General features: G+C 69.4%; 6 protein-coding genes. 1 reads left to right on the forward strand and 5 read right to left on the reverse strand.

Annotation, left to right across the window (positions count from 1 at the left end):
* Positions 1-1,004 (reverse strand): CHASE domain-containing protein (locus tag CF70_RS00565; protein WP_200876672.1); only part of this gene is annotated, 1,004 nt, incomplete at its 3' end.
* A gap of 287 nt (positions 1,005-1,291) precedes the next feature.
* On the opposite strand from CF70_RS00565, the gene CF70_RS00570 reads away from it, so the two are divergent.
* Entirely contained in the window at positions 1,292-3,256 is a 1,965-nt protein-coding gene (locus tag CF70_RS00570; protein WP_035859000.1) for a sensor domain-containing diguanylate cyclase, read from the forward strand.
* A gap of 245 nt (positions 3,257-3,501) precedes the next feature.
* Here CF70_RS00570 and CF70_RS00575 read toward each other — a convergent pair whose 3' ends face one another.
* The 4 genes from CF70_RS00575 to bcsB form a co-directional block, all read right to left on the reverse strand.
* Positions 3,502-3,837, reverse strand: a complete 336-nt coding sequence (locus CF70_RS00575) for a hypothetical protein (RefSeq protein WP_035859003.1) — start codon at positions 3,835-3,837, stop codon at positions 3,502-3,504.
* A 91-nt stretch (positions 3,838-3,928) separates the two neighbouring features.
* On the reverse strand, positions 3,929-8,410 hold the full coding sequence (locus CF70_RS00580; protein ID WP_035859006.1) for a cellulose biosynthesis protein BcsC: 4,482 nt from the start codon (positions 8,408-8,410) through the stop codon (positions 3,929-3,931).
* On the reverse strand, positions 8,383-9,609 hold the full coding sequence (gene bcsZ / locus CF70_RS00585) for a cellulose synthase complex periplasmic endoglucanase BcsZ (RefSeq protein WP_035859018.1): 1,227 nt from the start codon (positions 9,607-9,609) through the stop codon (positions 8,383-8,385). Before bcsZ ends, CF70_RS00580 begins: the two co-directional genes overlap by 28 nt.
* A gap of 11 nt (positions 9,610-9,620) precedes the next feature.
* A partial coding sequence (gene bcsB, locus CF70_RS00590) for a cellulose biosynthesis cyclic di-GMP-binding regulatory protein BcsB (protein ID WP_035859009.1) occupies positions 9,621-11,821 on the reverse strand: 2,201 nt, incomplete at its 5' end.

The raw sequence follows: 11,821 nt of genomic DNA on the forward strand, positions 1-11,821 counted from the left end.
TGCCGCGCCAGCACCAGCACCAGCCACGCCGCCATCAGCGTCGCCGCCAGGCCGCCCGCCAGCGTCAGCCGGGAGCGCCGCGGGCGATGCGCCGTCTCGAAGGCTGGCAGGGTGGTGGCGCGCAGGGTCCAGATCCGGCCGCCGAATGTCAATTCGCGCTCCGCCTGCTGCTGCGGCGCCGGCGCGGCCGCCGCCACGGGCTCCGCGTCGCCGGCCAGCAGCGCGCCGGGCCGGGTGTCGCGCCCGTCATAGAGCATCAGCGACAAGGCGCCGGCAGCGGGCAAGCCGACGCTGCGCAACAAGTCCTCCAGGCGCAAGGACGTATAGACGTAGCCGGTCACGGCCAGCTGGCGCTGGACCGGCGTGTTCAGCGGCAAGCCGCTGCCGTACACCGGCAGGTAGAGCACCGCGCCGCGTTGCGGCGCCTGCGTTTCGTTCTCGTGCACGAGTTCCACGCCGGTGGTCAGGCGCACCTCGCCGCTGTTGCGGGCAGCCTCGGCGGCGGCCCGGCGCACGGGGTCCGAAAGGATGTCGAAGCCAAGCGCCCGCGTGTTGCGCCCGGCGAAGGGCTCGACATAGACAACCGGCGCGTACACGTCGCGCGGGCCCAGCGGGTAGACCTCGAAGCCTGGCTGCCCCTGGTGACGTATCGTCTCGACCAGCCAGTCGAGCTCCCTGGGAGGGGTCAGGCGCGCATAACCGATCGATTGCGTGCCGGGCGGCAGCTCGTCCAGCTGCGTGGTGTACAGGTAGTTGCGCCATTGCTCGCGCGTGGCGACGGGATCGGCGGCGAACAGTCCCGCGGTCCCGCGCAGCAATTGCTCGTTGTCCTGCAGGCGCCGTTGCAAGGCCGTAAAGACCGGCGAGAACAACGCATCGAAATCGTCGCGCACCACCCGGTCCTCCAGCGTGCGCATGCCGTACCAGGCGCCGCCCGTGGCCAGGGCGCCGGTAGCGGCAACCAGCAGGGATAGCAAGACGGGCGAAAGTGAGGGCAGTTTCATGAACAGGGGGAGCGGATGGGAGCCCTCGACGGCCTCACCCTGCCGCCGCAGGGCTTCGAGCCACTATACCGTGGCGTCAACCGCTCGCCCACCCCCGGCATCCCGGAGTAACGTGCGGCGCCACACGCACTCGCGCGGCACACCCCGCGCACCCATCCGGACTCGCGCGGGGCAGGCGCTTGTGGTAGGGTTGGCGGGCCCGCAAGCCTGCCGGAGCCCGACTCCCGGCAGCTATGCGGGCCGGCCGGCCAGAAGGCACGCGCCATTCCCCGACACCGCCGGCTCGCATGCCCCAAGTTTCGCTTTCCCTGAAGGCGCGTCTCGCGCTGATTACCACGGCGTTCGCCGCCGTACTTGGTACCGGCATCGTGCTGGCTTCGCTCTATTATGCGCACGACGACCTGCGCGCCGCGTTGCAGGACCAGCAGGACTCCATCGTCAAGCTCGCCTCGGACCAGCTCGACACCGCGATGGAAGACCGCGTCACCCTGCTATCCCATGTGGCCCCGCAGCTCGCCGGGGAGCTCGGGCGCCCCGGCGCCGAATTGCGCCGCCTGCTGGAACGGCGGATCCCCGTTCCGGGCACCTTCAATTCGTTCATGGTGGCCGATGCCCAGGGCCGCATCCTGGCCCACGACGGCGTGCCGGTGAACGTCGGCGACCGCGACTATTTCCGCGAGGCCGCGCGCACCCTGGAGCCGGTGATCACGCCGCCCATCCGCGCCCGCATCAATGGCGCGACCGGGGTGCTGGTGGCCGTGCCGATCGTCTCCCCGCAAGGCGAATTCGTCGGCCTGCTGGGGGGCTTGCTCGACCTGTCGAGCGCCAACTTCCTGGTGGAAATCACGCACAACCGGCTTGGCACCACCGGCTTCTATTGCCTGGTATCGGCCGGGCGCATGCCGGTCTACGTGCGGCACCCGGATCCGGGCATGACGGCGCAACCGGCACGCGCGCTGGGCGATACCTGTGGCGTCTATGATCGCAGCAGCGCTATCGAGTTTCTCTCGCCTTCCAGGCCGCTGATTTCCCGCTACCTGATGGAGAGCACGGGATGGGAGCTGGTGGCGGTGCTGCCCGCGCGCGAGGCCTTCGCCCCGCTGCATGCCATGCAGGCGCGCTTCCTCGGGCTGGCCTTGCTGGCGCTGGGGGTGGTGGCGCTACTGATCTGGCTGACCCTGCGGCACCTGCTGGCGCCGCTCACGCGCCTGCACCAGGTGGTACGCGACAGCGCCCACGACCTTGCCGCCTACGAACGGTTGCCGGCACTGCAGAACGATGAGATCGGCGATCTCGCGCGCGCCTTCGGGCAGTTGATGCATGACGTGCGCGAGCGGCGCGAACAGCTCGACCTGAGCGAGCGCCAGCTGCGCGCGGTCACCGATACGCTGCCCGCGCTGCTGGCCTTTGTCGGGCCCGACGAACGCTATGTCTTCAACAACCTGTCCTATGAGCGGACCTTTGGCATTCCGGTGCAAACGCTGCGCGGCATGACCGTACGCGAGGTGATCGGCGAAACCCGCTATGCGCGCGTCCGGCCGTTCCTGCAAAATGCCTTGTCCGGTACCTCGGTAACGTTCGAGGTGGAGGAAAGCGATCCCGAGTACCGCTGCATGGAAACCAATTTCCGCCCCGAATGGAGCGCCGACCACAGCCAGGTGATGGGCGTGCACGTGCATGTGCAGGACGTGACCCAGCGCAAGCTGGAGACCATGCGGCTATCGCGTATCTCCCGGCTGGATCACCTGACCCAGTTGCTCAATCGCGGCGCCTTCGAGTCGCTGTTGCAGGCGGCCATGGCGCGCAGCCGTGAAGATGGCCGGCTGATGGCGCTGCTTTACCTGGACATGGACCGCTTCAAGGCCGTCAACGATTTCCACGGCCATATCACCGGCGACCTGCTGCTGCAGGCCTTCGGGCGGCGGCTGCTGCGCTGCGTGCGCGAACGCGACACCGTGGCACGCCTGGGCGGAGACGAGTTCGCTGTGGTGCTGGAGGATATCGGCGGTGCCGCCAACGCGCGGCGTATCGCCCAGGCCATCGTGCATTCGGTTGGCAGGCGGTTCTTTATCGATGGCGTGTTCGCGGATGTCGACGTGAGTATCGGGGTGGCGCTCTATCAGGGGGCGCCGATGCCGGACCAGGAGCTGATGCGGCAGGCCGATACGCTGCTCTATCGTGCCAAGGCCGCGGGGCGCGGGCGGTTCGAGATGGGGCCGGAGGCGCTATTGGGGGAAGGGGACGAGGACTGAAACCGGCGCCGCCGGCCAGGGAGGCGGCACGGCTTGCACAGCGTCGCGAAGCGCGGCATCACCCCGATTCCCGAAACGCCGGACACGGACGGCGATGCCTTGCCCCGCGTCCCGCGGCGCTTCGGAAAACGGATGTCGGCGATGGTCCGCGCGGGCGCCTGCACCCGGGCGCGGCAGGTCAATGCAAGCGCCCATACTTTGTCGCTGCTTTCCTTCCCTTTACTTGCCTTGCGGCAGCGCTGCGCCTACTCCTTGCCCTCGTTGAACGGCACGTGCTTGCCGTCCCGCGACTGATACCCAAGCTTGGTGTCCGCCCCCATCATTCGCTCCCACGCCACCATCGCGTCGGCCACGGCATTGGGCTCGCCCTTGAACACAAGCACATCGTTCCCGCAATTGGGACACTGCCCGCCAAACACCGCATCGATGCCACGCAGGTTAGGCGCATCGATCGCATCGAAGGTGCTGAACGCCGTCTTGCACGAGCCGCACACCAGTTGCGCGGGCCGCAGGCCCTCAAGCCGTGTGCGTGCCTGCTCGGCACGCTCTGCCTGGCTGCCCCGTCGTTTTGCTTCACCCATGATGAACTTCCTTCCACAGCCTGTTTGCTGCGCTCTCACTTGATTGATGGATCGTCGCGCGCCCGGCTCCTCCGTATGGTCCCGTGCTCATTCAAAACGGCACCGGGCCAATCGCCGATTGCGGCTGTACCGGCGGGAACGCGATCTGACCGGTCTGGCGTTGCAGCGAATAGCGCACGTAGACGCCGGCATACCACTGACTGTAGTCACGCGCGTTGTCGAGCCCGACCAGGCCACCCACAAACAGTTGCTGGGCCGCCTGGTACTCCACCGAGCCAACCAGATTGTAGGCCACGCCGGTCTTGGACTGCCCCGGATATACCGCACTGCTCGAGTTGGTCAGGCCAGCCTTGAAGGCCTTCGACGCCGCGTCATTGGCGGCCGACTGGGCTGCCGCATCGGTCGGGAAATAGTTCGAAGCATCCTCGCGGAAGGCCTGCATGCCGAGCCCGCCGCGCACATTGTAGGCCAGCCGCCCGCTGCGGCCCGCCAGCGAGAGCGGCACCGTCACGGCGAAGTACGTCTGCGGGCTGAAATAGCCGCCCTGCCCGAACGTGAAGTAGCGCAGGTTGTCCGAGTAGCCCATCGAGGTGAAGTTGACGCCGCTCATCAGCCGCTGCTCGGCGTTGTCGATCAGGCGCAGGTAGAAGCCGCCGCCGCCTTCCCAGCGGTTGTTGCGCATGACGTTGTGCCCGGTCAGCACGCCGTAGCCGCCATAGCCGTAGATGCCGAAGAGGCCATCGTCCCAACCAAGGTCGACGCGGCCGCCGCTGTTCATCACGCCACCCCACTGCAGGCCGACGCGATCGTCGCTGACGCCCGCGTAGGACAGCAGGCTGTCCGTCACGGGCCGGCGCGACGCGCCCAGCGACAGCGTGGTGCGCTGCGTCACCGGCAGGCTGAGGCGAGCGCCGGCGTTGACGTCGGTATAGCGGAAGCCCAGTGGCGTGCTGCCGATATCGGCCTTGAAATTGTCCGACTCGTAGGCCACACCGAGCGCCACCCCAAAAGCGTTCTGCGAGCCTGGCGAAGTGGACTGCAACGGCGTGCCGTTCAGGTTGACCGGCGCCCCTCCCACCGGGAAGGCCAGCGGACCGCCGCCAAATCGCGAGGCGCTGTTGTAGTCGCCGCCCACCGAGCCGGCGTCGAGCGCGACCGGCGTCACCCGTGCCACCAGCTTGCCGTTGCCGGCGGCCATCTTGGCCTCCGCCACCACCTGCATTTCGGTGAGCTGGCTCATGCCAGAGTCGCCGTTGCGCCCACGCAGCGTGGGGCCGCCGGCGAAGGTGCTGCTGCGCTGCGCCTCGATCTCGCGCAGTTCATCTTGCGCGGTCCTGGGCCCCACAGGATTCGCCTGCGAGTCGGCATCGGCCAGCCAGGGCGCGCGAGACTGCGCGCCGATCGGCTGGCGCGCTGGCGCGGCGGGCACGGGTGCCGCCGCGTAACCGCCGGCCGGCACCGCGTATTGCGCCCCTGGATATTGGGGAGCCGCCGCAGCCTGCGGGACCGGATACGGAACGCCGGGCTGCTGGGCGGCCTGCACGTTGCCCGGATAGGCCGGATAGGCCGGGGCCGGTGCCGGGTAAGCGGCATAGCCTTGATTGGGCTGCGTGGCCTGGTTAGCCGCCTTGGTGCTGCCGCGCGTGTTCTTGCCACGCGTGCCGGCGGTGCTGTAGGGGGCCTGCGCCGGGGCGGGCGCCTGCTGCGGATAGTAGGCTTGCGGCTGCTGGATAACGGGAGCCATCGGCTGCCCGCCGGCGGACACCGGCGCCGGGATATAGGGCTGCGAGGGCTGCCCGCCTGCACTCATCATTACTGGCGCCGGGATCATCGCGGGCTGGGGCGCCGCCACGGCACGGCTGGGGCCTGGCACGACCGGATAGGGCGCCTGCGAGCCGGGCGGCGGCAACTGCGAGCTATCCCGCTGGCCGGGCAATCCGACAAACGGGTTGGACGGCACACGGTCAAAGCCCGCGCCACCCGGGCGTGCGGAGCGGCTCGGAGTTCCCAGTGCGTTCTCGGCGGCCACCGCCGCGCGGAAATAGTCCGCCGCGCGCGAGGTCTTGCCCTCGGCGCGATAGAGCCGCCCGGCGGCGGTCAGCACCTTGGGCGAGTTGGGCGCCTGCGCCAGCGCCATCTGCAGCGTGCCTTCGGCCCAGCTGTATTCCTTGGCGGCGGTGGCCGTGCCGATGGCCGCCAGCATCAGGTCGAGGTTGCGCGGATCCTTCTCCAGCACGCTCTCGTACAGCGTCAGTGCCTTCTTGTTCTCGCCGGCCTGGGCGTACATGCGCGCCAGGCTGGCACGCACGGCGCCGTTGCCCGGACGCTCGGACAGCGCCGGCGCCAGCATGTCGTAGGCGGCCACCAGGTCGCCGCTCTCGGTCAGCGCGTCGGCCTGCCGCACGATATAGGCCACGCGCAGGTCGTCGTAGTCGCGGCGCTGCGATGCGCTCATGCTGGCATTGGCGAGCTGGCGCAGCACGCCGGCCAGTTCCACGTCCTGTTTGGTCTTGAGCAGGATGGCCGCGTACTGCAGTTGCATGCCGACATCCGGGCGCACCGTGCGGCTCATCACGTTGCGCATCAGCGACAGCGCGCGCGCCTCGTCGCCGGCATCGGCATAGGCCAGCGCCAGCGCGCCAAGCTGGTCTGCGTCCTGCTGGGCGTAGCGTTCGGTCTGTTGCAGCACGCCAAGCGCGGCGGCTTGCTGGCCGGCGGCGGCGAGTCCGCTGGCGCGCTCGGCTTCGGCGTGCACCCACAGGCGACGCTGCAGGGTGCCCATGTCACGGGTGCGGTTCTGCGGGGGAATACGCTCCAGCGCGTCCAGCCCGCTTTGCCAGTCGCCGGTTTCGGCGGACAGCAGCGCGCTGGCGTACAGCGCGTCAGGCATATTGGGATTGGACAGCAGCAAGCCGTCCATGACGCTGCGCGCCTGCTCCTTCAAACCCATCGCGGCATAGGCGCGCGCCACGTCCAGCCGTACCCACGGGTTGGTGGGATCGGCCGCCATGGCATCTTCCAGCGCGCGGCGGGCGCCGGCGGTATCGCCGCGCTGCAGCGCGGCGCGCGCCTGGCCGCGCGCTTCTTCCGCGCGCAGCTTGCCCAGCGAGCCGACCTTGTCCTGCTGTGCCGGCGTCAGGTTCTGCACGATGGCGAGCGCTTCGGCGCTCTTGTTCTGCGCCGCCAGCACGCCGACCAGGCCGCGCGTGGCATCGGGATTGTCGGGCTGTTGCTTGAGCACCCGCCGGTAAGCCGCTTCGGCCTGGGCGTACTGGCCCTCCTCGGCCATCACGTCGGCCAGCGCCACCTGCGCCGAAGGCTCGCGCGGGTCGAGCCTGATCGCGCGCTCCAGCAGGCTGCGTGCCTCGACGCGATTGCCCGCGCTGCGCGCGGCGCTTGCCTGCTCTGACAGCAGCCAGTACGTGGCGCTGTTCTGCGCGCTGCGGTAGCGCCCGCCCGCGCCATGCTTGGCAGCCTGGTCGAGAAAGTCCACGGCCTCGGCAAACTTCTCCTGCTTGAGCCGCAGCACGCCCATGCCGCCGAGGGCATCGGCGTCGCCGGGATGTTGGGCCAGCGCGGCCTGGAAGCGTTCGCCGGCGCGCTCGAGGTCGCCGGCATCCATCGCGTCGAAGCCCTGCTGCACGATCTGGCGTACCGGGTTGCTGGCGGCGCCGGCGACCTGCGTGGCCTGCTGCTGTTGCTGCTGACCCTTGATCGCATCGAGCTTGGCGCGGATGGTGGCATCGTCGGGATGGCTTGCCAGCCATGCCTGGTACATCGGCGCGTCGGCCGGGCGGCCGCCCAGCCAGGTCAGTGCCCGGCGCCAGCTCTCGGTGGCCGCGGCCGCTACGTCGCTGCTCTTCGAGAGCGCTTCGAGCTGGCGGATACCGTCGCGCCGGGTGGATTCGCGATAGGTCAGGTGTTGCGCCAGCGCGAGCTGGGCACGGTTGTCGGAAGGATTGGCGCGCGCCAGTTGCTCAAGGCCCTTGCGCGCATCTTCCCAGCCTTGCGCGGTGCCGCCCAGCGTCTGGTAGTACTCCAGCGCCAGGTTGCCTTGCGGTACCGCGCCGCCCGCGGCCTGCTGGTAGCGCTTGACCGCTTCCTCGCTTTGGCCGCTGCGCGCCAGCTGGCGCGCCTGCTCGACCTGCCTGGTCTCGCCGCCGCTGCTGATCACCTGCGTCAGGCGCGCCACCAGCGGTGAGTTGGGCTGCGCCTTCTTCAGGCGCTCAAGGTAGGTGCGCGCAGCGTCGGCGCGGCCCGCTTCGGTTTCTGCCACGCCCATGCCGTACAGGGCTTCGGGCTGGTTCGGGTTAAGCCGCAGGATTTTCTGCCATGCTTCGGCGGCGCGATCGCTGCGTCCGCGTTCCTGCCAGTACTTGCCCTGGTCCACCAGCAGCTTGACCGGGTCCTCCTGCGCGGTGGCTGCCGCGGCAAATGCCGTCAGCAGGCTCAGCACCAGCGTCTTGGCGCGCAGGCCCCTGGCCCGCGCGGCGTCGCCGGACTTTGCCAGTCCGTGCGTCGCCCTGGAAGCGGTCGCGCCTCCGGTCATGGCCGGGCGCTTGCGGTTCGACATGTCTTCTCCCACTCCAGCTCCAGTTGCCCCGAAGGCGCGAACCGGAAGCGGCCTTCGGCAAAGCCGAGGCCAAATAATCCCAATACGGTGTCGTAATACGTAGCGGCGGGCTTGCCTTGCGCGGCATCGAGCATCGACTCGGCGCGCGTGCGTTGCACCGCTGCGGCCGGCGATCCCGCTGCCTGCAGGAAAGGCACCAGCGCGGCGGAGAAACCTGTCGGCCCTTCGCCTTCCAGCGCGCCGCTATCGGCGTGCATGCGCTCGGGCGGCGCGGCGCGCCCGGCCATGCGCTGCGCCTGCGGCGCCAGCGCCTTCATCAGCACGCGCCCGGCGGCGTCGCCGCGCGGCGTCATGCCGGCCCAGAGATAGACACGGATGGCATCGTAGCTGCTGACGTCGCCCTTGTCGGGGTCGGCGACAAAACCGCTGCCGGCGTTGTCGCTGCGATAGGCCGACCAGTCCGGCACGATGCCCTGCCGGGCCACCGCCTCAACCAGCTTGCCAGTCTGCGTGGCCAGCGTGCCCCAGGGGCCGGCCGGGTCCGCGGCGGCCAGGCGGCGCAGCAGCGGGACGGGCAGGTAGCTGGCATTGAGGCGCCATTGGCGCGGGCCATCGGCCTTGCCTTGTGCGAAGCCCTGCGGCCCCGGCAACAGCATGGTGCCGAAGCCCGGCAGCGACACGACTTCGTGCTGCGCCGCCAGCTTGAGCAGCGCGCGCGCCGGTTCGGCATAGCGCGGCTGGCGCCACAAGCGGGCAGCCTCGAGCAGGGCGAAGGCGAACCACAGGTCGGCGTCGGAGGCCGGATTGGCGTCGATCACGCCCCACGAGCCGTCGGCGCGGTGGCCCCATTGCCAGGCGGGCAGCTTGTCCTGCAGGCTGCCCGCGCCCAGGTTGGCGATGCTCCACTGCCAGAGCCGGTCGAAGGTGGCGCGGTCGTTGGCCACCAGTGCGAACACCATGCCGTAGGACTGGCCCTCGGAGGTGCTTTGCTGCTCCTTGGTGGAGGGATCGACCACGCGCCCATCGGCCTGCACGAATCGCGACAGGAACTGCTGGTATAGCGGCCAGGCGCAGGCGGCGGGCGCGGCAGGCCTGGGCGTCGCCGCCCCTGCAAGCGCGGGCCAGCCGCCCAGTGCCGCCAGCGCGCCCAGCCCGGGCAGGCCGGCCAGCCAGCGGCGGCGCGGTTGATTTACGCGCAGTTGGTTCACGCTCACTTGCCTTCTCCCCGCTTGCGGCGGGCGGCGCGTGCCCGCAGCGACAGGAAGAGCAAGGCGGCCAGCAGCAGCGCGGACCCGCCGATCATCAGCACCATGGCCAGGGGCCGCTGCGAGAGCCACCACTGCACATAGGTCCAGGGCGGCAGCTTGCCCACGTAGTAGTTCTGCTGGGCCGCCAGGCTGTCGATCTCCTTGCCCCGCACCAGCGCCAGACTGCCCTGCACGTTGGCGACCTGGTCGGGATCGAGCAGTACCTCGGTCATCGCCAGCAGGCCTTGCGGCGCGTTGCTGGTGACCGCGACCACGCTGCGCCCGGACGCCAGCGGCGACTCGAAGGCGCTGAGCGCGGCGTCGGTGCTGGCGCTGCTGATCGACATCCGTGCTTCCAGCGGACGGTTGCGCGTGCCATCCGCGCCGTTCCACCAGCCTGCTACGGTCGAGACAATATCTGTCAGTGAGAAGCGCTTTTCATTGCCCCCCAGCGACACCGGCATGCGCTCGGCCCACTGCGTGAACAGCGGCTGGCTCTGCGTGGTGCCGATCACCAGCAGATCGCGCGCGGACTGCTTGTCGACCTGCGCCGCGACGCTCACGGCCACGCCGGTGGCGGGATAGCCGGTGGACTCACCCATGCGCCCCATCAGCGTGAGATAGGTCGAATAGTCCTCGGCAGCCGGCTTGTCCGGCAGGATCACCGCGGACTCGGACAGATCGGCCATCCGCGTGAACGGGAAGCCGCTGTTGCCGAACACCGCGAGGTCGGGCAGCGCGATAAAGTGCGGCAGGCCGGAGATGTTGAGGGTCGAATCCGGATCGATGGCGCCCTTGACGTTGTCGAGCAGCACGTCCTTGCAGGCACCCTGCTTGAGATAGTCGTAATAGAAGTGGAACTGCAGCTGCGAGTGCGCGGGCAGCATGAACAGCGGCAGGTCGATGTGTTCGCTGACCGGCACCGAGCCATCCGGCAGCACCTTGGCCAGCAACTGGCTGGCGCGGCCATCCTGGTTCTTCACCGAGCGTAGCGGATAGGCACGCAGGAACTGGTTGCTGACGTTGATATTGAGCGTGGACTTGTCCACCACCGGGCGCGGCGTATAGCGATACTTCAGGTCGATCGGGATGCCCTTGGTACGCCAGCCGAACAGGTCGGGCGGCAGGCGGAAATTCACGCGCACGAGGTCGGGGTTGTAGCCCGAGACGTTGAGGTCGCGCACTTCGGCGAGTTCGCCGAAACGCACCGGCCGGTCGCTGCGGATCCAGTTCGGCGCGTCGTAGGGCACGCGCGGCGCCACGTCTTCGAGCTTGTTGATGGTGGCGCTCTGCCCCGACAGCGCGCGGGCGCCGAGCGTGAGCGCTCGCGCCGCGGTCTTCAGCTCCGCGCTGTCGCGCCCCATCACCAGCAGCAGCTTGGCGTTGGCATCGCCCGGATTGGGCACCACCGCGATCGACGGCCCGTTGATGGCGGGCACCTGCACGCCCGCTGGCTTTTCCTCGTTGGTAGCGAACACCACCGCATTGCCTTGGGCCGGCACCTGGTTCAGCGTGGCGGCAAACGATGCGCCGCGATAGCCGGCCAGCGCGCCGAACCACGACGAGACGGTTCCCGCCGCTTCCAGCGTGGCCAGCGACGGCGCGCCGGCGAATACGAAGGGCAGCCTGAGGCGGCCGACGTCGCGGCGATCGAAGAACGGCAGCGGCAGCAGCGACAGTTCGTTGGCCAGTGCCAGCGGCGTCAGCGTGAGTTCCAGCACGCTGCCATTGCCGACGGTGGCCCACAGGCTGGAGTGGAAAGGATCCTCGCAGTCGGTGGTGTAGTGGCCGATCAGTTGCAGGTTGAGGCGGTTGAACTCGGAGATCAGCCGCGGATCGATCGGCACCTCGCGTTCCAGGCTGGTGCCCGCGGTCTCCTTGGGCACCGGCACGGTACCGGCGACCTCGCCGTTGACCATCACGTTGATATGCGACAGCGCCGGTATCAGCGCAGGCGAATAGGTGTATCGCAACTTGAGCCGCGCCGAGGTCACGATCTCGTCGGCGCGGACCGAGAACGGCACGCCGTTGATCGCGTCCACGCCGCGCAACTGGAAGGGCGCGGTGGCGCCCAGCTGCTTGAGCGTGAGCTGGACGGTGCGCGCGCCGCCGCGGGGCGCGCCCGTGGCGGCCTGCGCGGCGCTGGCGGCAGGCGCCTGCGCCG

It is taken from the genome of Cupriavidus sp. SK-3 (assembly GCF_000611145.1).
Taxonomy (GTDB): domain Bacteria; phylum Pseudomonadota; class Gammaproteobacteria; order Burkholderiales; family Burkholderiaceae; genus Cupriavidus.